The organism is Bradyrhizobium mercantei (genome assembly GCF_001982635.1).
Classification (GTDB): Bacteria; Pseudomonadota; Alphaproteobacteria; order Rhizobiales; family Xanthobacteraceae; genus Bradyrhizobium; species Bradyrhizobium mercantei.
The window spans coordinates 141,972-167,157 of sequence record NZ_MKFI01000012.1 but is presented as its reverse complement, the minus strand read 5'-3'; the positions used below and the strand labels follow the sequence as shown (position 1 = coordinate 167,157).

21 protein-coding genes are annotated in these 25,186 nt (G+C 65.5%); 15 read left to right on the top strand and 6 right to left on the bottom strand.

The genetic code is table 11. The features are described from left to right. Positions 1–268: 268 nt before the first annotated feature. The 5 genes from BI327_RS38875 (at position 269) to BI327_RS38855 (ending at position 6,135) form a co-directional block, all read left to right on the top strand. Positions 269–2,584, top strand: a complete 2,316-nt coding sequence (locus BI327_RS38875) for a bifunctional salicylyl-CoA 5-hydroxylase/oxidoreductase (protein WP_076866916.1) — start codon at positions 269–271, stop codon at positions 2,582–2,584. Then, positions 2,581–3,360: an SDR family NAD(P)-dependent oxidoreductase gene (locus BI327_RS38870; protein WP_076866915.1), complete on the top strand. Its 780-nt coding sequence runs from the start codon at positions 2,581–2,583 to the stop codon at positions 3,358–3,360. Before BI327_RS38875 ends, BI327_RS38870 begins: the two co-directional genes overlap by 4 nt. An 11-nt stretch (positions 3,361–3,371) precedes the next feature. Next, positions 3,372–4,211 (top strand): enoyl-CoA hydratase family protein, encoded by an 840-nt coding sequence (locus BI327_RS38865; RefSeq protein ID WP_076866938.1) that lies wholly within the window; start codon positions 3,372–3,374, stop codon positions 4,209–4,211. Position 4,212: 1 nt separating this feature from the next. Then, positions 4,213–4,608 carry a RidA family protein gene (locus tag BI327_RS38860; RefSeq protein WP_076866914.1) on the top strand — a complete coding sequence of 132 codons (396 nt, stop codon included), beginning with the start codon at positions 4,213–4,215 and terminating at the stop codon, positions 4,606–4,608. Positions 4,609–4,893: 285 nt separating this feature from the next. Beyond that, positions 4,894–6,135: a flavin-dependent oxidoreductase gene (locus BI327_RS38855; RefSeq protein WP_076866913.1), complete on the top strand. Its 1,242-nt coding sequence runs from the start codon at positions 4,894–4,896 to the stop codon at positions 6,133–6,135. 197 nt (positions 6,136–6,332) lie between these two features. On the opposite strand, the gene BI327_RS38850 is transcribed toward BI327_RS38855, so the two are convergent. Both BI327_RS38850 and BI327_RS38845 read right to left on the bottom strand, forming a co-directional pair. Beyond that, positions 6,333–6,791: a cupin domain-containing protein gene (locus BI327_RS38850; protein ID WP_076866912.1), complete on the bottom strand. Its 459-nt coding sequence runs from the start codon at positions 6,789–6,791 to the stop codon at positions 6,333–6,335. Positions 6,792–6,806: 15 nt separating this feature from the next. Further along, positions 6,807–7,973 (bottom strand): ABC transporter substrate-binding protein, encoded by a 1,167-nt coding sequence (locus BI327_RS38845; protein ID WP_076866911.1) that lies wholly within the window; start codon positions 7,971–7,973, stop codon positions 6,807–6,809. 278 nt (positions 7,974–8,251) lie between these two features. Here BI327_RS38845 and BI327_RS38840 point away from each other — a divergent pair, with 278 nt between their 5' ends. The 3 genes from BI327_RS38840 to BI327_RS38830 all read left to right on the top strand — a co-directional run bounded on the left by BI327_RS38840 (position 8,252) and on the right by BI327_RS38830 (position 11,359). Continuing rightward, positions 8,252–8,746 carry a MarR family winged helix-turn-helix transcriptional regulator gene (locus BI327_RS38840; RefSeq protein WP_016845834.1) on the top strand — a complete coding sequence of 165 codons (495 nt, stop codon included), beginning with the start codon at positions 8,252–8,254 and terminating at the stop codon, positions 8,744–8,746. 3 nt (positions 8,747–8,749) lie between these two features. Then, a complete protein-coding gene (locus tag BI327_RS38835) occupies positions 8,750–9,565 on the top strand; it encodes an alpha/beta hydrolase (RefSeq protein ID WP_076866910.1) in 816 nt (271 codons plus the stop codon). 150 nt (positions 9,566–9,715) lie between these two features. Further along, positions 9,716–11,359, top strand: coding sequence for an AMP-binding protein (locus BI327_RS38830; protein WP_076866909.1), 1,644 nt, complete (start codon positions 9,716–9,718; stop codon positions 11,357–11,359). A gap of 58 nt (positions 11,360–11,417) precedes the next feature. On the opposite strand, the gene BI327_RS38825 is transcribed toward BI327_RS38830, so the two are convergent. Then, the gene (locus BI327_RS38825) at positions 11,418–13,031 is read right to left on the bottom strand and encodes an MDR family MFS transporter (protein WP_076866908.1); all 1,614 of its coding nucleotides are present in this window, start codon (positions 13,029–13,031) and stop codon (positions 11,418–11,420) included. Between the two features lie 8 nt (positions 13,032–13,039). Then, positions 13,040–14,224 (bottom strand): HlyD family secretion protein, encoded by a 1,185-nt coding sequence (locus tag BI327_RS38820; RefSeq protein ID WP_076866907.1) that lies wholly within the window; start codon positions 14,222–14,224, stop codon positions 13,040–13,042. 156 nt (positions 14,225–14,380) lie between these two features. Between BI327_RS38820 and BI327_RS38815 the strand changes: the two genes are divergently transcribed. Continuing rightward, positions 14,381–15,091 carry a TetR/AcrR family transcriptional regulator gene (locus tag BI327_RS38815; RefSeq protein WP_076866906.1) on the top strand — a complete coding sequence of 237 codons (711 nt, stop codon included), beginning with the start codon at positions 14,381–14,383 and terminating at the stop codon, positions 15,089–15,091. Then, on the top strand, positions 15,091–15,513 hold the full coding sequence (locus BI327_RS38810; RefSeq protein WP_076866905.1) for a hypothetical protein: 423 nt from the start codon (positions 15,091–15,093) through the stop codon (positions 15,511–15,513). Before BI327_RS38815 ends, BI327_RS38810 begins: the two co-directional genes overlap by 1 nt. Before the next feature lie 212 nt (positions 15,514–15,725). On the opposite strand, the gene BI327_RS38805 is transcribed toward BI327_RS38810, so the two are convergent. Both BI327_RS38805 and BI327_RS38800 read right to left on the bottom strand, forming a co-directional pair. Further along, complete coding sequence (locus tag BI327_RS38805; protein ID WP_076866904.1) at positions 15,726–17,423, bottom strand: ATP-binding protein; 1,698 nt, start codon at positions 17,421–17,423, stop codon at positions 15,726–15,728. A 144-nt stretch (positions 17,424–17,567) separates the two neighbouring features. Beyond that, positions 17,568–18,494 carry a LysR family transcriptional regulator gene (locus tag BI327_RS38800; RefSeq protein ID WP_076866903.1) on the bottom strand — a complete coding sequence of 309 codons (927 nt, stop codon included), beginning with the start codon at positions 18,492–18,494 and terminating at the stop codon, positions 17,568–17,570. A gap of 157 nt (positions 18,495–18,651) precedes the next feature. Here BI327_RS38800 and BI327_RS38795 point away from each other — a divergent pair, with 157 nt between their 5' ends. The 5 genes from BI327_RS38795 to BI327_RS38775 are packed head-to-tail and all read left to right on the top strand — an operon-like array spanning position 18,652 to position 25,179. Next, positions 18,652–19,683 (top strand): class 1 fructose-bisphosphatase, encoded by a 1,032-nt coding sequence (locus BI327_RS38795; protein WP_394329914.1) that lies wholly within the window; start codon positions 18,652–18,654, stop codon positions 19,681–19,683. Between the two features lie 10 nt (positions 19,684–19,693). After that, a complete protein-coding gene (locus BI327_RS38790) occupies positions 19,694–20,569 on the top strand; it encodes a phosphoribulokinase (RefSeq protein ID WP_076866937.1) in 876 nt (291 codons plus the stop codon). Continuing rightward, a complete protein-coding gene (gene tkt / locus BI327_RS38785; RefSeq protein WP_076866901.1) occupies positions 20,566–22,587 on the top strand; it encodes a transketolase in 2,022 nt (673 codons plus the stop codon). Before BI327_RS38790 ends, tkt begins: the two co-directional genes overlap by 4 nt. Positions 22,588–22,602: 15 nt before the next feature. Continuing rightward, positions 22,603–23,685: a class II fructose-bisphosphate aldolase gene (fba, locus tag BI327_RS38780; RefSeq protein ID WP_076866900.1), complete on the top strand. Its 1,083-nt coding sequence runs from the start codon at positions 22,603–22,605 to the stop codon at positions 23,683–23,685. Between the two features lie 36 nt (positions 23,686–23,721). Continuing rightward, positions 23,722–25,179, top strand: a complete 1,458-nt coding sequence (locus BI327_RS38775) for a form I ribulose bisphosphate carboxylase large subunit (RefSeq protein ID WP_076866936.1) — start codon at positions 23,722–23,724, stop codon at positions 25,177–25,179. Positions 25,180–25,186 lie beyond the last annotated feature (7 nt).

Sequence of the window (25,186 nt, the reverse complement as noted above, 5' to 3'; positions counted from 1 at the left end):
TGCGCACCTGAGGGCTCGACGCTACGCGTCGCCCCGGAATGACAGAACAATCCGCATTCCACCCTGTCATCGCCCGCGAAAGCGGGCGATCCAGTACGCCGCGGCCTATCGGTGTAATCACGACCGCCTCTGGGATACTGGATCGCCCGGTCGAGCCGGGCGATGACAGTGAGGTCTACCCTTGACAATTATTTTAAGTATAAAATAATATGCCTCGTCGGCTACGGGAGGAACCAGCCCGATCTGCCGAAGCCAACGGGAGAACGCCATGCGCATCGTTTGCATTGGAGGCGGGCCGGCCGGGCTTTATTTCGGCATCCTGATGAAGATGCTGGATCCCAGCCACGTGATTTCCGTGGTCGAGCGCAACCGGCCCTACGACACCTTCGGCTTCGGCGTGGTGTTCTCGGATGCGACCATGGACAACATGCGCAAATGGGATCCGGTTACGGCTGATACGATCGAGCAGGCCTTCAACCACTGGGACGACATCGAGGTCCTGATCAAGGGCCGCCGCATGCGCACCACCGGGCATGGCTTCGTCGGCATCGGCCGCAAGCGGCTGCTCAACATCCTGCAGGCGCGGGCCGAGGAGCTCGGCGTCGAATTGATCTTCGAGCGCGAGGTCAATTCCGACCTCGAATTTCCCGATGCCGATCTGATCGTGGCGTGCGACGGCGTGAACTCGAAGGTACGCGTCAAATATGCCGAAACCTTCCAGCCCGACATGCTGATGCGGCCGAACCGCTATATCTGGCTCGGCACCGTCAGGCCGTTCGACGCCTTCACCTTCGACTTCCGCAAGACCGAGCACGGCTGGTTCCAGGCGCACATCTACAAGTTCGAGGAGGGCGCGGCGACCTTCATCGTCGAGACCACCGAGGAGGCGTATCTCGCCCACGGCCTCGACAAGATGGAGCAAGGCGAGTCCATCGCGTTCTGCGAGAACGTGTTCAGTGAGATCCTCGAGGGCCATCATCTGGTGTCCAATGCGCGGCATCTGCGCGGCTCGGCCTGGCTGTCGTTCCCGCGGCTGATCTGCGGCAAGTGGACCGCGTACAACGGCAACAGCCATGTCGTGCTGATGGGCGATGCCGCCCACACCGCGCACTTCGCGATCGGCTCGGGTACCAAGCTCGCGCTGGAAGACGCGATCGAGCTGACCAACCAGTTCAAGATCCACGGCGCGACGCGGGACAGTATCCCGGCGGTGCTGAAGGCTTACGAGGAGCTGCGCCGGGTCGACGTGGCGCGGATCCAGAACGCCGCGCGCAACGCGATGGAATGGTTCGAGGTGGTCGGCTCGCGTTATGCCGACACGCTGGAGCCGGAACAGTTCATGTACTCGCTGCTGACCCGCTCGCAGCGCATCAGCCACGAGAACTTGAGGCTGCGCGACAAGGCCTGGCTCGAAGGCTATGAGCGCTGGTTCGCGGAGCGCAGCGGCGCCCCCGCCACCAACGACCGCGTCACGCCGCCGATGCTGACGCCGTTCCAGATCCGCGGCCTGTCGTTGCATAATCGGATCATCGTCTCGCCGATGGCGATGTATTCGGCCGAGGAGGGCGTGCCGAACGATTTCCATCTGGTGCATTTCGGCTCGCGCGCGCTCGGCGGCGCCGGCCTCCTGTTCACCGAGATGACCTGCGTCTCGCCGGAAGCGCGGATCACGCCCGGTTGCTGCGGCCTGTGGAATGACGCGCAGGCGGCGGCCTACAGGCGCATCGTCGAGTTCGTGCACCGCAATTCGCAAGCCAAGATCGGCATCCAGCTCGGCCATGCCGGCCGCAAGGGCTCGACGCGCGTCGCCTGGGAGGGCATGGACGAGCCGCTGCCGGACGACAACTGGCCGCTGGTGTCGGCCTCATCGGTGCCTTATCTGCCCGACGGCCAGGTGCCGGAGCCGATGAGCCGCGCCGAGATGGACGAGGTGCGCGACCAGTTCGTCGCGGCGGCCCGGCGTGGCGCCGCCGCGGGCTTCGATATTCTGGAGCTGCACTGCGCGCACGGCTATCTGCTGTCGAGCTTCCTCTCGCCGCTCACCAACCGCCGCAGCGACGCGTATGGCGGATCGATCGAGAACCGCGCGTGTTATCCGCTGGAGGTGTTCCGCGCCGTTCGCGCGGTGTGGCCGGAGGACAAGCCGATGTCGGTGCGCCTGTCCTGTCACGACTGGGCCGAGGGCGGCAACACGCCGGAGGACGCGCTCGCCATCGCAAAGCTGTTCAAGGAGGCCGGCGCCGACCTGATCGATTGCTCCTCGGGTCAGGTCTGGGCCGACGACCATCCGGTCTACGGCCGGCTCTACCAGACGCCGTTCGCCGACAAGATCCGCAACGAGGTCGGCATCGCCACCATCGCGGTCGGCGCGATCTCGGAGGCCGATCACGCCAACTCGATCATCGCCGCCGGCCGTGCCGATCTGTGCGCCATCGCCCGGCCGCATCTCGCCGATCCGGCCTGGACGCTGCACGAGGCCGCCAAGATCGGCGTCAAGCAGGTGGCCTGGCCGAAGCAATATCTGTCGGGCAAGTCGCAGTATGAGGCCAATCTCGAACGCGCAGCCGCGGGAGTGAAGGCATGACACGCTTCTGGCCCAACGCCCATGCGCTCGTCACCGGCGCGGGTTCCGGCATCGGCGCTGCGACGGCGATCGCGCTGGCGAATGCCGGCGTGCGCGTCAGCATCGCCGGGCGCCGGATCGACGCGTTGAACGCGACCGCATCGGCGCTCGGCAAGCAGGTGGGCGCCGTCGTGTCGATCGACGTGACCGATGAGGCTGCGGTGACCAAGGGGGTCGCTGACATCGAGCGCGAGGCGGGCCCGATCGATATCCTCGTCAACAATGCCGGCAAGGCCGGCAGCGCGCCGTTCGACAAAACGAGTGCGGCGCTGTGGGCGGATATGCTTGCGAGCAACCTCTCCAGCGTGTTCCTGCTGACCCAGGCCATGCTGCCCGGGATGGCGCAGCGCGGCCGCGGGCGCGTGATCAATGTCGCCTCGACTGCCGGCCTCACGGGCTACGCGTACGTCTCGGCCTATGTCGCCGCCAAGCACGGCGTCGTCGGCCTGACGCGCTCGCTGGCGCTGGAATATGCGCGGCGCGGCGTCACGGTGAATGCGGTCTGCCCCGGCTACACCGATACGCCGCTGGTGGCGGATGCCGCCGCGAACATCGTGGCCAAGACCGGGCGCAGCGAGCAGGAAGCGCGCGCTGCACTCGCCAAGGTCAATCCGATGCAGCGGCTGGTGACGCCGGAGGAGGTTGCCGACACGATCCTCTGGCTTGCCTCAGAGGGCGCATCGTCAATCAACGGACAAGCCGTCGCGGTTGCCGGCGGCGAAGTCTTTACCGGGTGAAGGAACAGATCATGTCCGAGATGAAAGCAAAGCTCCGTCCGTTCAAGGACTATCCCGCGAAGCATTTCCGCTGGTCGACGGATGCGAGCGGCCGCGTCGCGACCATCACGCTGAACCGGCCGGACAAGAAGAACCCGCTGACCTTCGAGTCCTACGAGGAGCTGCGCGACCTCTTCACCAATCTCAAATACGCCTCCGATGTTCGGGCGATCGTGCTGACCGGTGCGGAGGGCAATTTCTGCTCCGGCGGCGACGTGTTCGAGATCATCGAGCCGCTGACGCGGATGGCGATGCCGGACCTGCTCGCCTTCACCCGGATGACCGGCGAGGTGGTGCGCGCGATGCGCAAATGCCCCCAGATCATCGTTGCCGCGATCGACGGCATCTGCGCCGGCGCCGGCGCGATGCTGGCGCTGGCGTCTGACCTCAGGCTGGCGACGCCGCAGGCCAAGACCGCGTTCCTGTTCACCCGTGTCGGCCTCGCCGGCGCCGACATGGGCGCCTGCGGATTGCTGCCGCGGGTGATCGGGCAGGGCCATGCCGCCGATCTGCTCTACACCGGTCGCGCGATGAGCGCCGACGAAGGCTTTGCGTGGGGCTTCCACAACCGCCTGGTGCCGGCGGCCGAGCTCGCCGCGGCCGCGCAAGACATGGCGCGCTCGCTCGCGGATGGCCCGTGGTTCGCGCATGGCGTGACGAAAACGATGTTCAACCAGGAATGGGCGATGGGCGTCGACGAGATGATCGAGTCCGAAGCGCAGGCGCAGGCGATCTGCATGGTGACCGGGGATTTCCGCCGCGCCTTCGAGGCCTTCGCCGCCAAGCAGAAACCCGCGTTCGAGGGCAATTGAGATGATCGAGATCCTGCAACCGGACGGATGGGCCAAGCCGATCGGCTACGCCAACGGGATGGCCGCGCGCGGCAAACAGATCTTCATCGCCGGCCAGATCGGCTGGAATGGGCAGTGCGTGTTCGAGACCGACGATCTCGTGGCGCAGATCGGCCAGACCCTGCGCAACATCACAGCGGTCGCCGCCGCCGGCGGGGCGGGGCCCGAGCACATCGTGTCGATGACCTGGTACCTGCTCGACCGCAAGGAATATTCCGCACGGCTGAAGGAGATCGGAGTGGTCTATCGCGACATCATCGGCCGGCACTTTCCGGCGATGACCGCGATCCAGGTTGCCGGCCTGATCGAGGACCGCGCCAAGGTGGAAATCCAGGCGCTTGCGGTGGTGCCGGATTGATGCCGCACTGTTACCAGACCCGTCATCCTGAGGTGCGAGCGGAGCGAGCCTCGAAGGATGTACGGGCCGGCTGGTGGCCGTCCATCCTTCGAGGGCCGCTGAAGAAGCGGCCACCTCAGGATGACGGGGAACGAAGGGAATCCGCTGATCCAATGTTAATCCTAAGCCCAAACAGCAGGGATTGGCCGAGAGTGCGCACGACAAAGCCGCTTGCGGCCGGACAAGCGGGCGTGCGACCCTAGGCGAAAGCGTAAGAACGTCCTGTTGTGAGTGGAGTAAGGGACGATGAAGGCGATTATCGTCGGAGGCGGAATCGGCGGCCTCACCACCGCGTTGATGCTGCGCTCGCGCGGCATCGCTTGCGAGCTGTACGAACAGTCCGAGACGATCCGCGAGCTCGGCGTCGGCATCAACACATTGCCGCATGCGATCCGCGAGCTGGCGGGGCTTGGCCTGCTCGACAGGCTCGACGACGTCGCGATCCGCACCTATGAGCTGTTCTATCTGACGCGGCATGGCCAGCAGGTCTGGCACGAGAAGCGCGGGCTCGACGCCGGCCACGACGTGCCGCAATTCTCGATCCATCGCGGCCGGCTGCAAAGCGTGATCCATCGGGCCGTGATCGACCGCCTCGGCCTGGATGCGATCCGCACCGGCTGTCGGCTCGGCTCCTTCACGCAGGACGAGGGCGGCGTCTCGGCGTATTTCTTCGATCGCAGCGGAGCCCATGTGCACACCGCGCGCGGCGACATCCTGATCGGCGCCGACGGCATCCATTCCAAGGTGCGCGAGACGCTGTTTCCGGGTGAGGGCGGGCCGTGCTGGAACGGGCTGATGCTGTGGCGCGGTGCCGCCGACTGGCCGGCCTTCCTGACCGGACGTTCGATGATCATTGCCGGTGGGCTGAACGCCAAGGCCGTGATCTATCCGATCGCGCCGGGCTCGAGCCCGGCAAGCCGCCTCACCAACTGGGCGGTGCTGGTGCGGATCGGCGACGGCTCTTCGCCGCCGCCGCGCCGCGAGGGCTGGTCCAATCTCGGCCGGCGCGACGAGATGATGCCCTATGTCACGAGCTTCACGATCCCGCAGGTCGACTTCACCGGCCTGATCAACGCGACGCCGGAGTTCTGGGAGTATCCGTGCTGCGACCGCGATCCGCTGCCCTATTGGTCGAGTGGCCGCGTCACGCTGCTCGGCGACGCCGCGCATCCGATGTATCCGGTCGGCTCGAACGGCGCCTCGCAGGCGATCCTCGATGCGCGCTGCCTTGCCGACATGCTGGCGAGGGCCGAGCACCCCCGCCAGGCACTGGCGGCCTATGAGCGGCAGCGGCTGCCGATGACCGCCGACATCGTCGCCTCCAACCGCCGCGGCGGCCCGGAGGGCGTGATCGACGCGGTCGAGCAGCTCGCGCCGCAGGGCTTTACCGACGTCGACACCATCCTCAATTACGAGGCGCGTGAGGCGATCGTGCGCGGCTATGCCGCCAAGGCCGGCTTCGCCGCGCGCGTGGTGGCGCGGCAGTAGGGGAACACTCCCGGAGGAGAGCGCGTCGGAGCTCAGACCGCCGCTCTGCTTGGTGAGGCGGCAACTTTCGATCCGTCACCCTGAGGAGGCCGCAACGCGGCCGTCTCGAAGGGTCGACGGCCACCAGCGGGGCCATTCATCCTTCGAGGCTCGCTGCGCTCGCACCTCAGGATGACGGAGAGAGACCTGCGCGCAGACTACGCCGGAGGCGGCGGCAGGAAGTGGATGTTGTGCTCGGCGGCGAGCCGCACCACGTCGTCCGGGTTCTGCTCCTTCATGTTGTGGATCGCCCAGAACAGGTCGTAGAGCCGGCGCGTCGGCGACACCCAGAACAGCGTCTTGGCCGTCTGCTGCGACTTGTTGAAGATGCCGTGCGGCTTGCCCATCGGCAGGCGCACCAAATCGCCGGGCGTTGCGGATTCGTCTGATCCGTCGAGCATGAAGTCGAGCTTGCCCTCGAGGATGTAGAGATACTCGTCCTGGTCGGGATGGATATGCGGCGGCACGAAGGTTCCGGGCGGGAAGGTGGCGTGCCAGGAGAACGAATGTTCGCTGCGGCTCTTCGGCACGTAGGTCTGGCCGAGGATGCCCCAGGAAATGCCCTGGATGCCCTCATTGGCGCGGGTGATGCCGGCGATCTCGTCTTTTATCGTCATAACTCCTCCATGCTTTTACTTAGCGGCGCAGTCCTTGGCGTAGCGGTCGCCGTAATTCGAAAACACCTTTTCGACGATCTCGGTCTGGAATTTGCCGTCCGGCCGCTTCGCGACCTTGGTGAGGTAGAAATCCTGGATCGGATAGCCGTTGTTGTTGAACTTGAAGTTACCGCGAAGCGAGGTGAAGTCGGCCTTCTTCAGCGCCGCTGCGACTGCATCCTTGTTGGAAAGGTCGCCCTTCACGGCCTTGACCGCGCTGTCGATCAGGAGCGCGGCGTCATAGGCCTGCATCGCGTAGGTGCCGGGCACGCCGTTATAGGCCGCCTCATAGGCCGCAACGAATTTCTTGCTCTGCGGATTGTCGAGAGTCGGCGCCCAGTTCGCCCCGCCAAACATGCCGACCGCTGCGTCCTGCTGCGCGGGCAAAGTGGATTCGTCGACGGTGAAGGCGGACAGCACCGGCACGGTGGCGCCGGCCTGCTTGTACTGCTTGACGAGGTTCACGCCCATGCCGCCTGGCATGAAGGTGAACAGCGCGTCCGGCTTCTGCGCGGCGATCTTGGACAGCTCGGGCTGGAAATCCAGCGTGTTCAGCGGCGTGTAGGATTCCTCTGTTATCTCGCCCTTGTAGTCGAGCTTGAAGCCGGCGACGGAATCGCGGCCGGCCTGATAGTTCGGCACCAGCAGGTAGACGCGCTTGTAGCCGCGGTCCTGCGCTACCTTGCCGAGGATTTCGTGCACCTGGTCGTTCTGGTACGACGTCACATAGAAGAACGGGTTGCACTCCTTGCCGGCGTAGCTGGAGGGGCCGGCATTCGGGCTGATCAGGAAGGTCTTGCTGTCGGTGACCGGGCGGTGGATCGCCAGCAGGATGTTGGAGAAGATCGGGCCGACCACGAAATCGACCTTGTCGCGCTCGAGCAGGCCGCGCACCTTGACCACGGCCGCGTCGGGCTTGAGCTCGTCGTCGGCGTTGATGATCTCGACATCGCGGCCGGCCATCTTGCCGCCGAGATCCTTGATCGCGAGCGCAAAGCCATCGCGGACCTGCTGGCCCAGCGCCGCGGCAGGTCCCGAGGTCGTCACCAGCACGCCGATCTTGATCTTCTCCTGCGCGGTCGCCGGGGTCGCCGCGACACCCAGCAGCGCCGCCAATCCCATCAGCCTGGTCAATTGTTTCATGTCGCTCCCCCGATCACTGGCTTGATGCCTTGGCCTCAGCTTATTTGGCCGCAGCTTAGTCTGACGTGCGCGACCGCTGCAAGCGATGTGGCATTGCGTCAGGTTATCGGTCGCGAAACATGCAAGTGCCGCGCCAATTGCTTGAAGTTTAAAGAAATTGCAAAATTGCCCCGGCGTATCGGCCCGGATTCGCAATTGTCCTTGCCGGGCGCCACGAATTGCTTGAAGCTCAAAGCAATCGGTCCGACCGAAACCCGCCGCGGAGGCACGATCGCCGCATGATCCTCGATTCCGAAACCAAAGCCGTCGAACTGCCCGACGATCACGGCACCGAGCTCAGGCTGTGGCTGCGCCTGTTGACCTGCACCACGCTGATCGAGGGCGAGGTGCGCAGCCGGCTACGCGAGAAATTCGACGTCACGCTGCCGCGCTTCGACCTGATGGCCCAGCTCGACAAGGTGTCCGACGGCATGACGCTGTCGGACCTGTCGAAGCGGATGATGGTGTCGAACGGCAACGTCACCGGGCTGGTCGAGCGCCTGGTTGAATCAGGCCATCTGGATCGCCGCACCTCGGAAACCGACCGCCGCGTGCAGTTCATCCGGCTCACAAAACTCGGCCGGGCCGAATTCCGCAAGATGGCGGCCGAGCACGAGAAATGGATCGCCGATATCTTCGGCGACCTCTCGCCGAAGGACATCCGCGAGCTGATGCGGCTGCTCGCCAAGGCCAAGGGCTCGGCGCAGCGCTCCGCCAAGGCGCGGAGCGCCTAAGCCGTGAGCGGGATCGATTACGAGGTCGAGTACAACAACCGGGCGCGGGTGCCGGAGAACCCGGCGATCATGGCCGGCTGGGCGCGGGACTCCGCGGCCTATCGCGAGCAGCTCCCGCCGCGGCGCCTGACCTATGGTCCGGGCAGCCGCAACGTCATCGACCTGTTCGAGGGTAACAGCGACGGGCCGCTCGTGGTCTTTATCCATGGCGGCTACTGGCAGGCGCTCGACGGCTCGTCGTCGAGCCACTGCGCGCGGGGCCTGAACGGCCACGGCATCAGCGTCGCGGTGCCGAGCTACGATCTCTGCCCCAACGTCTCGATCAGCGACATCATCGGCGAGATGCGCGCGGCGTGCCGTGAGCTTGCAAAACTCGGCCGGCCGCTGGTCGTGTCGGGGCACTCCGCCGGCGGGCATCTTGCCGCATGCATGCTGGCGACGGATTGGACGGCCTATGATGCGGCGCTGCCGAACAATCTGGTCAGGGCTGCTTACGCGATCTCCGGCCTGTTCGAGCTCGAGCCGCTGGTCGGCACCACCATCAACAAGGCGCTTGGCCTCGACCGCGCCGCAGCACGGGCGGTGAGCCCGCTGCTCTGGAAAGCACCCGCCGGCGCGACGCTTGATGCGGTGGTTGGCGGCGCCGAGAGTGCCGAATATCACCGGCAGAGCCGGACCATCGTCGATGTCTGGGGCCAGGCGGGCGTGGCGACGCGCTTCGGCACTGTGCCCGATGCCAATCATTTCACCGCCATCGCGCCGCTTGCCGACCCGGAGTCGGAGATGGTGGCGCGGCTGAAGCAGCTCACCCAGATCTGAGATTCCCGGGATCACAGCCATTCTCCACCCTTGCGCCAAATTGTTTTAAGTATAAAATGATTGGCGATTGGAACGCTGCGGGCGTCCTCGATACTGGTCTTCTCGATATTTGGTCTTGGCCTTTCTGGATGGAAAGCGAGGGGCAATCGAATGTCAGGTGAATATCCCGGGCTCGGTCCATCCGGGCATGTCGACGATTTCGCGCGGCGCAACCTGCCGCCGTCAGAGCAATGGCCGCGGCTGCTGCTCGACCGGCCCGAATTCAAATATCCCGATTATCTCAACGCCGCGGTCGAACTGACCGACCGTATCGTCGAGCAGGGGATGGGCGATCGCATCGCGCTGATCGGCAACGGCCGCCAGCGCACCTACAAGGAATTGACCGACTGGTCGAACCGCCTGGCGCATGCGCTGGTGGAGAATTACGGCGTCAAGCCCGGCAATCGCGTGCTGATCCGCTCGGGCAACAATCCGGCGCTGGTCGCGGCCTGGCTCGCGGCGACGAAGGCAGGCGCTGTCGTCGTCAACACCATGCCGATGCTGCGCGCGGGCGAACTGGCCAAGATCGTCGACAAGGCTGAGATCGCGCTGGCGCTGACCGACAGCCGCATCGCCGATGAACTGGTGGCCTGCGCCAAGACCAGCAAATTCCTCAAGCAGGTGGTCAATTTCGACGGCACCTCGAATCATGACGCAGAGCTCGACCGGATCGCGCTGAACAAGCCGGTCAAGTTCGACGCGGTGAAGACCGGCCGCGACGACGTCGCGCTGCTCGGCTTCACGTCGGGCACCACGGGCGAACCCAAGGCGACCATGCACTTCCACCGCGATCTCCTGATCGTCGCGGACGGCTATGCCAAGGAAGTGCTCGGGGTGACGCCGGACGATGTGTTCGTCGGCTCGCCGCCGCTCGCGTTCACGTTTGGCCTCGGCGGGCTCGCGATCTTCCCGCTGCGCTTCGGTGCCACCGCGACGCTGCTGGAGAACGCGGCGCCGAGCGAGATGATCCGGATCATCGAGACCTACAAGGCGACGATCTGCTTCACCGCGCCGACCGCCTATCGGGCGATGATGGCCGCGATGGACAAGGGCGCCGACCTGTCGTCGCTGCGGCTTGCGGTCTCGGCCGGCGAGACGCTGCCGGCGCCGGTGTTCGAGAGCTGGACCAAGAAGACCGGCAAGCCGATCCTCGACGGCATCGGCAGCACCGAGCTATTGCACATCTTCATCACCAACCGCACAGGCAGCGCGGTCGGCGGGACCACGGGGACGCCCGTCTCCGGCTACGAGGCGAAGATCGTCGACGAGAACATGAACGAACAGCCGCCGGGGCAGGTCGGCAAGCTGGCGGTTCGCGGCCCGACCGGCTGCCGCTATCTCGCCGACTCCAGGCAGACCAAATATGTCCGCGACGGCTGGAACATCACCGGCGATGCCTTCGTCAGCGACGAGAACGGCCGGTTGTCTTTCGTGGCGCGCGCCGACGACATGATCATCTCGGCGGGCTACAACATCGCCGGTCCCGAGGTCGAGGCGGCGCTGCTCGGACATCCCGATGTTGCGGAATGCGCGGTGATCGGCGCACCGGACGAGGAGCGCGGGCAGATCGTCTCGGCGTTCGTCGTGCTGAAGCAGGGCGCGCGGAGCGACGATGTCGAGGTCAAGCTGTTGCAGGATCATGTCAAGGCGACGATCGCGCCGTACAAATATCCGCGCGCGATCGCCTTCGTCGAGGCGCTGCCGAAGACCCAGACCGGGAAGATCCAGCGCTTCAAGCTGCGCGAGGCTAGCTAAGAATTGGGCGACGGCTCTTCGCCGTCGCCCGAGAGATCAATTCGCGATCAACAACCAATCAATGCGCGGCGCCGCCACCGGCCGTGTTGTTCGGCTTGCCGGTCAAGAGGATCGCGATCGCGGCGAACACCAGCACGATGCCGATCACGGCGAAGGCGTCGCTGAAGCCGAGCACCAGCGCCTGGCGCTTCACGATATTGCCGATCGCCACGATCGCCTGGTTGTGCGCGGTGGCAGGGTCGGAGATGCCGTGGCTCAGGAAGTAGTTGGTAATCTCGGCGATCCTTGTGCGCACTTCCTCACGGCCGAGGTGGACAGACTGGCCGATGATGTTGGAGTGGAACTGCTCGCGCTTGGTGACGATCGTCGAGAGCAGCGCCGTGCCGATCGCGCCGCCGAGGTTGCGCATCATGTTGGAGATGCCGGAGGCCGCCGGCGCATCCTGCGGCGCGACGCTGCCGAGGCTGACGGCCGACAGCGGCGCCAGCATGATCGCCTGGCCGATGGCGCGGACGATGTTCGGGACGAAGAACTGGTCGCCGGAATAGTCGAGCGACATCTGGATGTTCATGAAGGATGAGGCCGCGAACAGGATCATGCCGGCGAAGGCGATGTAGCGGGCATCGAAGCGCTGCATCAGCTTCGGCACCAGCGGGATCAGGATCAACTGCGGCAGGCCGGTCCAGGCCAAGACCTGGCCGATCTGCTCGGCATTGTAGCGCTGCACCTGGCCGAGATAGGCCGGCAGCAGGTAGACCGAGCCGAACAGCGCGAAGCCGACGAACACCGCGGAGATCGTGCCGAAGCCGAAGCTCCGCTGGGTCAAGAGGCGCAGCCGGATCAGCGGCTTTTCGACCACGAGTTCGATCCAGACGAACAAGGTCAGGCTGACGGCTGCGATCACCGCGAGCTTGACGATGAAGGGCGAGCCGAACCAGTCGTCCTTGTTGCCTTCCTCGAGCACGGCCTGCAGTGACGAGAGGCCGATCGCCATCGTGGCGATGCCGAGCCAGTCGCCCTCGCGGAGCAGATGCAGCTGCATCGGCTGCTTTTCCAGCGTGAAAGAGAGGGTGACGACCATGACCGCGGTCGGAACCACGTTGACGAAGAAGATGGTCTGCCAGCCGTAATTCTCGGTCAGGTAGCCGCCGATGGTCGGACCGATCGCCGGCGCAAAGGTCACGGCGAGCGCGAACATCGCAAGGCCGATCGGCTGCTGCACCTTCGGCAGCTTGGTGAAGACAAGCGTGAAGGCCATCGGGATCAGCACGCCGCCGAAGTAGCCCTGCAGGCCGCGCATCGCGATCATCGAGGGCAGATCGTGGGCGAAGGCACAGGCGACCGAGAAGATCGCGAACAGCGTGGCGTGGCCGATCATGATCCTGCGGAACGAGAACACCCGGCTGAGATAATCGGTCAGCGGGATCACCACGATCTCGCCGATCAGATAGGACGTCGAGATCCAGGAGCCGTTGTCGACGCCGGTGCCGATGCCGCCCTCGATGTTGAGCAGCGAGGCGTTGGTAATCTGGATGTTGAGGATCGCCATGAAGGCGCCGATCATCGCGGCGACGATGGAAATCCAGACGGCCATGCTGGCGCGGTTGGGATCGACCGCGGCGGCTGCTGCGCGGGGCGCGGCAGCCGGGGAGGAGAGCGCGAGGTCGGACATGACATCACCTATTTGAAGGAGGCGACAGCGAGCTTGGGAGAGGCGCTGGAGCGCGGGGCTTCAGCGGTTTGCGTTGTGGTCGCAATCGTCGGGATCACCGACATGCCGGGCCGGAGCTCAACCGGCGTCGCGTCGAGCGCGATCTTCACCGGGATGCGCTGCACCACCTTGGTGAAGTTGCCGGTGGCGTTGTCGGGCGGCAGCAGCGCGAATTCCTGGCCGCTGGCGGGGGCGAGGCTGTCGACATGGCCGCGCACCACGTGGCCCGGGAACATGTCGACGGCGATCTCGACCGGCTGGCCCTTGCGGACGTTGGTGAGCTGCGTCTCCTTGTAGTTCGCAATCACGTAGGCGCCGGTGGCCGGCACCAGCGACATCAGCTGCGTGCCGGCCTGAACGAACTGGCCGGTGCGCAGGGTGCGGTTGCCGACCACGCCGTCGATCGGGGCAATGATGGTGGTGTAGCCGAGGTTCAGCTCGGCCTGGTGCTGGAGCGCGGTCGCGCGAGCCTGGGACGCGACGGCCTGGGCAATGTCGGCCTTGAGCAGCTCCACCTGACGGAGCGCGGAGGCGAGGTTGGCGGTATCGCGGGCGACGGCGGCCTGCGCGCTGGCGTAGCGCGACTGCGCCTGCTGCGCGTTCTGCACGCTGCCGAAGCCGGTGCCGGCGAGGTCGGTGTAACGCTTGTTCTCCTGCTCGGCGAAGGTCTGCGTCGCGGTGTCGACGGCGAGGGTCGCGCGGGCCGCTTCGATCACGGATTGCTGCACGTCGAGCTGCGCATGCTTGCTTGCGCTCGCAGCTTCGGCGGCGGCGACGTCGGCCTTGGATTGATCGAGCGCGACCCTGAAATCGCGGTCGTCGATCCGCGCCAGGGTCTGGCCGGCGCGCACATGCTCATTGTCGCCGACCAGCACCGCGCTGAGATAGCCGGAGACTTTTGGTGCGATCGTGGTGTTGTCGGCCTTTACATAGGCGTCGTCGGTCGAGACCTGGAAGCGGCCGACCGTCCAGTAATCCCAGCCGTACCAGCCGCCGCCGGCGAGGACCGCGAGCGCTGCGCCGGCGAGCAGCAGGGGGCGCAGCTTGCCCTTGGCGGCGGGCGGCTTGGCGGCTTCCGGGGTGGCGATCAGCTGCTTGGCGGTCTCGGCCGGAACCTGGCTCTCGGCCTTGAATGATGTCTCATGCTGGCTCATGGCGGCGCTCCTGATCCGTTCTATCCCGTTGGAAAACCTTGCCAATCTCGGCGCCCGGTCACGGGACTAATTAGGAAACTTGATGTTTTCCAAAATAGAGCCCATATTGGGACTGTCAATAGAATGACAGTCATCATCTAAAAGCATGGCTCGCCGATGAACCGGAATGACAGAGATCAGACTGAGCAAGGCCTGGCGGCGCCGGAGCGGCGCGGCCGCGGCCGGCCGCAGCTGCGCTCCGACGACGAGACGCGCGCGCTGATCTATGACGCCGCGCGGCGCGAATTCTCGGAGCGCGGGTTTGCCGCGGCCAATATCGCCGACGTGGCCTGCCGCGCCGGCGTCTCCACCAAGACGCTGTACCGGCTGGTCCCGACCAAGCTCGCGCTGTTCGAGGAAACGGTGACGGACCGGATGGACCGGTTCGTGTCCATCGTGAATTTCGGCGCCTGCGACGGCCGCGACGTCGCGGCGGCCCTGGAGGGCGTGCTGCTGACCTGCGCCGAACTCGTGCTCGATGCCGAGGTCATTGCCCTGCAACGCATCATCCTGGCCGACAGCGACAAGTTTCCCGACATTTCCGAGACGTTCTACGAGAAGGCGATGCAGCGGACCATTGCCGCGCTCGCGAGCTGGCTGAACGTGCAGCAGCGGCGCGGGCGGATCGTGCTCGATGATACCGAGGCCGCTGCGGGCATGCTGCTTGGTATGCTCGTCTTCAAGCCGCAGCGCGACGTCATGTACGGGCACAAGCCCGCGCCGCTGCACAGGGAGATGGAAGCGCGCGCCAGGGCGTGCGCGGCGCTCTTCCTGTCCGGCTGCGCCGTGCGCCCCGAGCCGGCCGGCAAGCAGAGGGGAGACGCGTGATGCCTGGAGCCGGTGCGACCTATTCGGTCGAGGCGCAGATCTCGCGCGCCGACCAGGCAAAGTGCGAGGATGTGCTGACGCGCTGGATGGCGGCGCTCAACCGCTATGACGCCTCCGCCATGGACGCGCTGATGCACTTTCCGCATCTGCGGATCGCCGGCGGCGCAGTCACCGTCTATCAGCAGAGCGGCAACAACCCGATGGACCTGTTCGAGCGGCTGCGCAAGCAGGACGGCTGGCATCACAGCGCATGGAATGAGACGAAGCTCGTGCAGTCGTCGCCGGCGAAGGCGCACTACGCCGTCCGCTATACGCGCTACCGCGAGGACGGCTCGGTGATCGGGGTCTACGATTCGCTCTACGTGCTGAGCCTGCTCGACGGTGCCTGGAAAATCCAGAGCCGCTCGAGCTTCGGTCCCTGAACTGACGAGATTACGCTGAGCTGGAACGGCGTCGATAGTTCACCTCTCCCTTGGGGGAGAGGTCGATTTGCGCAGCAAATCGGGTGAGGGGTCACGGTCTATCGGGAGAGCAAGAGCCCTCACCCGGATTGCTTCGCAATCCGACCTCTCCCCAACGGGCAGAGGTGAAGCGAGACCGCGCGATGACGATTCAACCCATCGTGCTTTAGGCGCTACTTCGCAGCCACGGCTGACGCGGGAGGCTGGGTCAGCACCTGGCGGATCATCCGGGCGAGATCGGCCTTGCGGTAGGGCTTCGGCAGCAGCGTCACATCGGGGTCGAGACGGCCGTGATGGATGATCGCGTCCTCGGTATAGCCCGACGTGAACAGCACGCGCACCGAGGGGAGCCTGGCGATCACGGCATCGGCCACCTGCCGGCCGTTCATGCCGCCGGACATGATGACGTCGGTGAACAGCACGTCGCAGACGAACCCGTTGTCGACCGCGGCCAATGCTTCCGGGCCGTTGGCGGTGACCATGGTGCGGTAGCCGAGCTGCTCGAGCTGCGCGCTGACGTAATTGCGGACCAGCGGATCGTCCTCGACGACCAGGATGGATTCGTGGCCACCGCGCGCGTCGACCGGAGCCGGCGGCTCGACGTCGACCATGTCGCCCATGCTGCGCGGCAGATAGAGCTTGATCGAGGTGCCGTGGCCTTCTTCGGAATAGATCTTGAGATGCCCGTCGGACTGCTTGATGAAGCCGTAGACCATGCTCAGCCCGAGGCCTGTGCCCTTGCCGGTGTCCTTGGTGGTGAAGAACGGCTCGAACACCTTGTCGCGGATCGCCGCCGGGATTCCGCCGCCGGTATCGCTGACCGCGACCATCACATATTCCCCCGCCCGCACATCCGGGTTGGCGGCGGCATAGACCTCGTCGAGGATGACGTTGCTGGTCTCCAGCATCAGCTTGCCGCCGTCGGGCATCGCATCGCGGGCATTGACGGCGAGATTGAGCAGCGCGGTCGCCATGTGGTTCGGATCGATGAAGGCCGGCCAGGCGTCGGGCTCGAGCGCGGTGTCGATCTCGATCTGCTCGCCGAGCGAGGGGCGCAGCAGCCGCGCGGTGTCCTGCACCAGCGTGTTGAGGTCGGCTTCGCGCGGTTGCAGCGGCTGCTGCCGCGAGAAGGCCAGCAGATGCTTGGTCACCTCGGCACCGCGAAACGCGGCATCAGAGATCATCTTGGTGACGGACGATAGCGCGGCATCGTGCTCGACGGCCTCGGCGAGGATGTCGATCAGGCCGGTGATGACGGTCAGGATGTTGTTGAAGTCGTGGGCGATGCCGCCGGTGAGGTGTCCGACGGCCTCCATCTTCTGCACCTGGCGCAGCTTCTGCTCGGCTTCGAGCTGCTCGCGGGCGGCCTCGACCTCGCGGGCGCGCATGAAGATTTCGGCTTCCATCTGCTCGGTGCGCTCGCGCAGCCGGTCGGTCAGCTTGTCCTGCTCGGCGCCGCGCTGCTTCAGCTGAATGAAGCCGGTGACGTCTTCGACCCGATGGATGATGTAGATGAATTGACCACTCGGCCCGAACACCGGCGTATTGCGCGGGCTCCAGTACTTTTCCTCGAATCCGCCGCCCTCCGACTCGGGCTTGCGGATATCGTATTTCTGCACCGACATGGTGTCGGGGCGGCGGAACTGGACCACGCGCTCGAGCGAGGCGCGCAGGTTCCGCACGCCGTCGGCGGCCGGATCGTCGGGATTGTCGGGAAACACATCGAACAGCCCGCGGCCAAGAATTGCGGCGCGCTCGGTCTTGGTGGCGCGCAGATAGGCGTCGCTCACTGCCACGATGCGGAAGTCGGGCTGCGTCAGGACCAGATAGAGGCCGGGCGCCGCCTCGAATAATGCCTTGAAGTCAGGCATCGGCGGGGACTGGTTTTGCAGTTCATCCTCCCTCGCAGGGATACGGTCCGCCACTGACCGTACTCAAGATGTGACACGCGGTTGCCGGAACTTCAATGGTTAACATACGGTACCGGCTCGATTTTTCGGTCGCGCACGCCGTTGCTAGTGCGAATTCGGCAGGTAGCGCCAGCCCTCCTTGCCCAGGAAGTCCAGCATCGCCTGCGCGGGCGGCAGCAGGATCTTGTCGGTGCGCCTGATCGCATGCCACTGCCGGACGATCGGCAGGCCCTTCACCTTGAGCACCACCAGCCGGCCGTCCTCCAGCTCATGAAACACCGTGTGCTGGGAGATGAAGGCGATGCCGAGCCCGGCCATGACCGCCTGCTTGATGGTCTCGTTGCTGTCCATGGCCATGCCGAGCTTCGGCTCCAGCCCGACCCGCTCGAAATATTGCTGCATCAGCATCCGCGTGCCGGATCCTTGCTCGCGGGTGATGAAGGTTTCATTGGCGAGCTCCGGCGGGGAGACGTGCCGCCGCCGCGCCAGCCGATGATCGGGGGCGGCGATGATGAAGTGCGGATGGCGGCCAAGCGGCTTCATCTCGACCTCGACATCGGCCGGCGGACGGCCCATCACCGCGATGTCGAGATCGTAACCGCGCAGCGCGTCGCGGATCTCCTCGCGGTTGCCGATCCGCAGCGTCACCTCGATCTTGGGAAAGCGGCGCGAGAACGCCGCGATCGCGAACGGCACGAAGTATTTCGCGGTCGAGACCGCTCCCATCGCGACGCGGCCGCCGCTGCGGCCCGCGATCATGTCGAGCGACTGCTCGCAATCCTTCAGCGCCGCCTCGATCCGCTCGACCAGCGTCAGCACATGTGCGCCGGCATCCGTCAGCGCCATGCCGTCGCCGGTGCGCTGGATCAGCGGCAGTCCCGCGAGCGCCTGCAGGTTGCGGAGCTGCAGCGTCACCGCCGGCTGCGTCAGGTTCAACCGGTTGGCGGCCGAGGTGATCGAGCCGGCCTCGTGCAGGGTGGATAGTGCGCGCAGCTGGCGGATGGTGAGGTCCCGCGAGAAGTTGCCAGCCATATGACACGCTCCATAAGAAAAACTTTGCCCGCACCTAAGATAATGAAATTTCCCTAATTCGGCAATTCGCGCGTTGATAGTGCCAAGGCGACTCCCTGAGGTCGCCGCTCGACGCCTCGGAACAGAGGACGCGATCAATGGGAGAAGGCCGGTGGAGATTCGTCCTGCATTGCATGCCCATCTGGAGTGGCCGGCGCAGCACAACCCGTTGCGGGCCGCAACCGTTGCGGTGATCGAAGCGCTGGCCGGGGCCGCGATCGAGCTCTCGCGCACCATTGCCGCCGGGCCGCTCGCCGGCATCGGCGGCGAGAGCGGCGGCGTCAATCCCGACGGCGATCGCCAGAAGACCATCGACATCGTCGCCGACGGCCTGATGCGCGACGCGCTGCGCACCGCGCCGGTCGCCGCGGTCTTGTCGGAGGAGGTCGAACTGCCCGAGACGCTCGATCCCTATGCGCCGCTCTGCGTCGCGATCGATCCGCTCGATGGATCGGCCAATCTCGAAAACAACATCTCGATCGGCACGATCTTCTCGATCCGGCCGAAGGGAAACGACATCATCTCGACCTTCTTCGAGCCCGGCACGGCGCAATGTGCCGCCGGCTGCTTCATCTACGGTCCGCAGACCGTGCTGGTGCTGGCACTCGACCAGTGCGTCGACTGCTTCACGCTGGATCCGCGAAGCGGCGAGTTCGTCCTGACCGCGCGCGACCTGCGGGTGCCGCTGGATGCTTCCGAATTCGCGATCAATGCCTCGAACCGGCGGCACTGGAGCGGCCCGGTGCGCAACTACATCGACGACTGCCTCGCCGGGGTGAACGGCGAGCGCGGGCAGGACTTCAACATGCGCTGGATCGGATCGCTGGTCGCAGAGGCCTACCGCATCCTGATGCGCGGCGGCGTGTTCCTGTATCCGGCGGATGCGCGCCAGGGCTACCGCGAGGGCCGCTTGCGCCTGCTGTATGAGGCGCATCCGATTGCATTGATCATGGAATGGGCGGGCGGCGCCGCGTCGAGCGGCCGGTCGCGCATCCTCGAACTATCGGCACGGACGCCGCATCAGCGCGTGCCCCTGATCATGGGATCGGCGCGCGCCGTGCGCGACGTCGATGCGATCCACCTGACCGTCGAGCCGTTGTTCGAGAGCAGCGATGCCCCGCTGTTCGCGCGGCGCGGCCTGTTCCGCTGAGGGGGAGCGCATGTCTCGCAGACATCCCATCATCTCGATCACCGGTTCGTCCGGCGCCGGCACCACCTCGGTGAAGAAGACGTTCGAGAACATCTTCCGCCGCGAGAACGTGGTCGCGGCCTATATCGAGGGCGACGCCTTCCACCGCTACGACCGCGCCGAGATGCGCAGCATGATGGCGGAGCGGGCCGAGCGCGGCAACAAGCACTTCAGCCATTTCAGCCCCGAGACCAATCTGTTCGAGGAGCTGGAGAAGCTGTTCCGCGACTATGCCGAGACCGGCACCGGGACGACGCGGCACTATGTCCACGACGAGGAGGAGGCACGGCTGTACGGCGCCAAGCCCGGCACCTTCACCGCCTGGGAGGCGCTGCCGGAGAATTCCGACCTCCTGTTCTACGAGGGCCTGCATGGCGCCGTGGTCACCGACAAGGTGAACGTCGCCCAGCACGCCGACCTCAAGATCGGCGTCGTGCCGGTCATCAACCTCGAATGGATCCAGAAGCTGCATCGCGATCGCAGCCATCGCGGCTACTCCACCGAGGCGGTGACCGACACCATCCTGCGCCGCATGCCGGACTATGTGAATTACATCTGCCCGCAATTCACCGAGACCGACATCAACTTCCAGCGCGTGCCGACGGTCGATACGTCGAACCCGTTCATCGCTCGCTGGATCCCGACGCCCGATGAATCGATGGTCGTGATCCGGCTGAAGAACCCGCGCGGCATCGATTTCCCCTATCTGCTCTCGATGATCCCGAACAGCTTCATGTCGCGCGCCAATTCGATCGTAGTGCACGGCGCCAAGCTCGACCTCGCGATGCAGCTCATCCTGACCCCGCTGATCCTGCAATTGATCGAACGAAAGAGGCGAACGATATGACCGCACTTGCGTCCGTTGCCAGCCGCCCCGAAATCAGCCACGACGAGATGGCCAACGCCATCCGCTTCCTCGCCGTCGACGCGGTCGAGCAGGCGAAGTCCGGCCATCCCGGCATGCCGATGGGCATGGCCGATGTCGCGACCGTGCTGTTCACGGACTATCTGAAATTCGATCCGGCCGATCCGGCCTGGCCCGACCGCGACCGCTTCGTGCTGTCGGCCGGGCACGGCTCGATGCTGCTCTACGCGCTGCTCTATCTGACCGGCTACGAGAGCATGACGCTCGATCAGCTCAAGGCGTTCCGGCAATGGGGATCGAAGACCCCGGGCCATCCCGAGTATGGCCATACGCCTGGAGTCGAGACCACGACCGGGCCGCTCGGGCAGGGGATTGCGACCGCGGTCGGCATGGCGCTTGCCGAGCGGCTGATGAACGCGCGCTTCGGCGACGATCTCGTCGATCACTACACCTATGTGATCGCCGGCGATGGCTGCCTGATGGAAGGCCTCAGCCATGAGGCGATCTCGCTCGCCGGCCATTTGCGGCTCAACCGGCTGATCGTGCTGTTCGACGACAACCACATCTCGATCGACGGCGCCACTTCGTTGTCCTGCTCGGACGATCAGGCGGCACGGTTCAGGGCCAGCGGATGGGACGTGTGCCGCATCGACGGCCACGATCCGGATGCAATCACGGCGGCGATCCGGCAGGCGCGATCGAGCGATCGTCCGTCGCTGATCGCCTGCCGCACGGTGATCGGGTTCGGTGCGCCGAACCGGCAGGGCAGCGAGAAGGTGCATGGTGCGCCGCTCGGCGCCGATGAGGTGGCGAAGACCCGCAGCGCGCTGCGCTGGCCGTATCCGGCGTTCGAAATCCCCGATGCGGTGCTGGCCGAGTGGCGCGAGCTCGGCGGCCGCGGCCGCGACGCGCGGCGCGCCTGGATCGAACGTTCGCGCAGCGCCTGCAAGGGCGACAAGGACGGGCGGTCGCCGTTCCACGACGCGTTGAACCGGAAATTGCCCTGCACCTATGCCGAGGCGATGACGAAGCTCATACAGCGGTTTGCGACCGAGCGGCCGAAACTCGCCACGCGGCAGGCCTCGCAGCAGGTCATCGACGTGATCGCGGAAGCGTTGCCTAACCTCTTGGGGGGCTCGGCCGACCTCACGCACTCCAATCTCACGCTGGCCAAGTCGCAGGTTTCGGTGCGGCCGGAGACGCTCGACGGCAGCTATATCCACTATGGCATCCGCGAGCACGGCATGGCGGCTGCGATGAACGGCATCGCGCTGCATGGTGGGTTCATTCCCTATGGCGGCACCTTCCTCAGCTTCGCCGATTACAGCCGGCCTGCGATCCGTCTTGCGGCCCTGATGGGCATCCGCGTCATCCATGTGATGACCCATGACTCGATCGGGCTCGGCGAGGACGGCCCGACGCATCAGCCGGTCGAGCATCTGGCAGCGCTGCGCGCGATTCCCAATGTGCTGGTGTTCCGCCCGGCCGATGCGGTCGAGACCGCTGAAGCCTGGGACTGCGCGCTCAAGGCGGAGAGTTCGCCGTCGATCCTCTGCCTGTCGCGGCAGGCGCTGCCGACGGTTCGCGACGGCAGCAAGGACAACCAGGTCACGCTCGGCGCCTACGTTCTGGTCGAGCCGGCCTTCGCGCGTGACGTCACCCTGATTGCAACGGGTTCGGAGGTGGCGATCGCGCTCGAAGCCGCAAGGCTGCTGGCGGAAGAAGGGGTACAGGCCGCGGTCGTCTCGGCCCCGTGCTTCGACCTGTTCCGCCAGCAGCCGAGCGACTATCGCGCCAAGGTGCTGGGCAGCGCGCCGCGCGTCGGCGTCGAAGCCGCCGTCGAGGGCGACTGGGCGCGCTGGCTCGGTGACAACGGAACCTTCGTGGGCATGACCGGCTTTGGCGCCTCCGCGCCGGCCGACGTGCTGTACCGCGAATTCGGCATCACGCCTGCGGCGGTCGCTGCCGCAGCAAAACAGCTCATTCAACGAGCGAACTGAAAGGAGGACGCCACGATGGCGCGGATCACACTGAGGCAATTGCTGGACCACGCCGCCGAACGCGGCTACGGCGTGCCGGCCTTCAACATCAACAACATGGAGCAGGGCCTCGCCATCATGGAGGCGGCGGCGGCCTGCGATGCGCCTGTGATCATCCAGGCCTCGCGCGGTGCGCGGTCCTACGCCAACGACATCATGCTGGCCAAGATGATCGACGCGCTGGAGGAGATGTATCCGCAGATTCCACTCTGCCTGCATCTCGATCACGGCAACGAGGAGGCGACCTGCGCCACCGCGATCCGCTACGGCTTCACCTCGGTCATGATGGACGGCTCGCTCAAGGCCGACGCCAAGACCGCCGCCGACTATGACTACAATGTCGATATCACCCGCCGGGTCGTCGACATGGCGCACTGGGTCGGCGCGTCGGTCGAAGGCGAGCTCGGCGTGCTCGGCTCGCTCGAGCATGGCGGCGGCGAGCAGGAGGACGGTCACGGGGTTGAAGGCCAGATCAGCCACGATCAGCTGCTCACCGATCCGGACCAGGCGGTCGATTTCGTCCGCGCCACCAAGGTCGATGCGCTCGCGATCGCGATGGGCACCTCGCACGGCGCCTACAAGTTCACGCGCAAGCCCGACGGTGAGATCCTGGCGATGCGGGTGGTCGAGGAGATCCACACCCGGCTGCCGAACACGCATCTGGTGATGCACGGCTCGTCCTCGGTGCCGCAGCCGCTGCAGGACATGTTCAACCAGTTCGGCGGCGAGATGCCGCAGACCTGGGGCGTGCCGGTCGAGGAGATCGTCCGCGGCATCAAGCACGGCGTGCGCAAGGTCAATATCGACACCGATTGCCGGCTGGCGATGGCCGCGGCCTTCCGCAAGGTCGCGGTGCAGTCGAAGAGCGAGTTCGATCCGCGCAAATTCCTCAAGCCGGCGATGGATGCGCTGCGCGAACTCTGCCGTGACCGCTTCGAGCAGTTCGGCACGGCCGGCAATGCCGCCCGGATCAAGGTGGTTGCCCTGCCGGAGATGGCCCGACGCTATCGCGCCGGCGCGCTCGATCCGCAGATTGGAAAGATGACCCAGGCCGCCTGAGCAAAGGGCGGCGAAAGACAGGAGATTATGATGAATATGCAGCAGTCGATCACGGTGCGCGGCAAGGATCGCTACAAGTCCGGCGTGATGGAATACAAGCGGATGGGCTATTGGGAGCCGAACTACGAGCCCAAGGACACCGACGTCATCGCGCTGTTTCGTGTCACGCCGCAGGACGGCGTCGATCCGACCGAGGCTTGCGCTGCGGTGGCGGGTGAATCCTCGACCGCGACCTGGACCGTGGTGTGGACCGACCGGCTGACCGCCGCGGAGAAATACCGCGCCAAGTGCTACCGCGTCGATCCGGTGCCGAACTCGCCGGGCAGCTATTTCGCCTATATCGCCTACGATCTCGATTTGTTCGAGCCGGGCTCGATCTCGAACCTGACCGCCTCGATCATCGGCAACGTGTTCGGCTTCAAGCCGCTGAAGGCGTTGCGCCTCGAGGACATGCGGCTGCCGACCGCCTATGTGAAGACGTTCCAGGGCCCGGCGACCGGCATCGTGGTGGAACGCGAGCGGCTCGACAAGTTCGGTCGCCCCTTGCTCGGCGCCACCGTGAAGCCGAAGCTCGGCCTGTCCGGCCGCAACTACGGCCGCGTCGTCTACGAGGCGCTGAAAGGCGGGCTCGACTTCTGCAAGGACGACGAGAATATTAACTCGCAGCCTTTCATGCATTGGCGCGACCGCTTCCTGTATTGCATGGAAGGCGTCAATCGCGCACAGGCGGCTACCGGCGAGGTCAAGGGCACCTACCTCAACGTGACCGCGGCCACCATGGAAGACATGTACGAGCGCGCCGATTTCGCCAAGCAGCTCGGCTCCGTCATCATCATGATCGACCTCGTGATCGGCTACACGGCGATCCAGTCGATGGCGAAATGGGCGCGCCGCAACGACATGATCCTGCATCTGCATCGCGCCGGCCACTCGACCTACACGCGCCAGCGTTTGCACGGCGTCTCGTTTCGCGTTATCGCCAAATGGATGCGGCTCGCCGGTGTCGATCACATCCATGCCGGCACCGTCGTCGGCAAGCTTGAAGGAGACCCGGCGACGACGCGCGGCTACTACGACATCTGCCGCGAGGACTTCAACCCGATGACGCTCGAGCATGGCGTGTTCTTCGATCAGCCTTGGGCAAGCCTCAACAAGATGATGCCGGTCGCCTCGGGCGGCATCCACGCCGGCCAGATGCACCAATTGCTCGATCATCTCGGCGAGGACGTCGTGCTGCAGTTCGGCGGCGGGACCATCGGTCATCCGAAGGGTATCCAGGCCGGCGCCACCGCCAACCGCGTCGCGCTCGAAGCCATGATTCTCGCCCGCAACGAGGGTCGCGACTACGTCCACGAAGGTCCGGAGATCCTCGCCAAGGCGGCCCAGACCTGCACGCCGCTGCGCGACGCGCTCGAGGTTTGGAAGGACGTGAGCTTCAACTACGAGTCGACTGACTCGCCGGACTTTGCCCCGACCGCGACCCCGGCAACGTGACGCGGCG

Bases quoted from the DNA above. Each gene is read 5' to 3' on its own strand.
- BI327_RS38875 (WP_076866916.1), top strand. From the start codon at position 269: ATGCGCATCGTTTGCATTGGAGGCGGGCCGGCCGGGCTTTATTTCGGC.
- BI327_RS38870 (WP_076866915.1), top strand. From the start codon at position 2,581: ATGACACGCTTCTGGCCCAACGCCCATGCGCTCGTCACCGGCGCGGGT.
- BI327_RS38865 (WP_076866938.1), top strand. From the start codon at position 3,372: ATGTCCGAGATGAAAGCAAAGCTCCGTCCGTTCAAGGACTATCCCGCG.
- BI327_RS38860 (WP_076866914.1), top strand. From the start codon at position 4,213: ATGATCGAGATCCTGCAACCGGACGGATGGGCCAAGCCGATCGGCTAC.
- BI327_RS38855 (WP_076866913.1), top strand. From the start codon at position 4,894: ATGAAGGCGATTATCGTCGGAGGCGGAATCGGCGGCCTCACCACCGCG.
- BI327_RS38850 (WP_076866912.1), bottom strand. From the start codon at position 6,791: ATGACGATAAAAGACGAGATCGCCGGCATCACCCGCGCCAATGAGGGC.
- BI327_RS38845 (WP_076866911.1), bottom strand. From the start codon at position 7,973: ATGAAACAATTGACCAGGCTGATGGGATTGGCGGCGCTGCTGGGTGTC.
- BI327_RS38840 (WP_016845834.1), top strand. From the start codon at position 8,252: ATGATCCTCGATTCCGAAACCAAAGCCGTCGAACTGCCCGACGATCAC.
- BI327_RS38830 (WP_076866909.1), top strand. From the start codon at position 9,716: ATGTCAGGTGAATATCCCGGGCTCGGTCCATCCGGGCATGTCGACGAT.
- BI327_RS38825 (WP_076866908.1), bottom strand. From the start codon at position 13,031: ATGTCCGACCTCGCGCTCTCCTCCCCGGCTGCCGCGCCCCGCGCAGCA.
- BI327_RS38820 (WP_076866907.1), bottom strand. From the start codon at position 14,224: ATGAGCCAGCATGAGACATCATTCAAGGCCGAGAGCCAGGTTCCGGCC.
- BI327_RS38815 (WP_076866906.1), top strand. From the start codon at position 14,381: ATGAACCGGAATGACAGAGATCAGACTGAGCAAGGCCTGGCGGCGCCG.
- BI327_RS38810 (WP_076866905.1), top strand. From the start codon at position 15,091: ATGCCTGGAGCCGGTGCGACCTATTCGGTCGAGGCGCAGATCTCGCGC.
- BI327_RS38805 (WP_076866904.1), bottom strand. From the start codon at position 17,423: ATGCCTGACTTCAAGGCATTATTCGAGGCGGCGCCCGGCCTCTATCTG.
- BI327_RS38800 (WP_076866903.1), bottom strand. From the start codon at position 18,494: ATGGCTGGCAACTTCTCGCGGGACCTCACCATCCGCCAGCTGCGCGCA.
- BI327_RS38790 (WP_076866937.1), top strand. From the start codon at position 19,694: ATGTCTCGCAGACATCCCATCATCTCGATCACCGGTTCGTCCGGCGCC.
- tkt (WP_076866901.1), top strand. From the start codon at position 20,566: ATGACCGCACTTGCGTCCGTTGCCAGCCGCCCCGAAATCAGCCACGAC.
- fba (WP_076866900.1), top strand. From the start codon at position 22,603: ATGGCGCGGATCACACTGAGGCAATTGCTGGACCACGCCGCCGAACGC.
- BI327_RS38775 (WP_076866936.1), top strand. From the start codon at position 23,722: ATGCAGCAGTCGATCACGGTGCGCGGCAAGGATCGCTACAAGTCCGGC.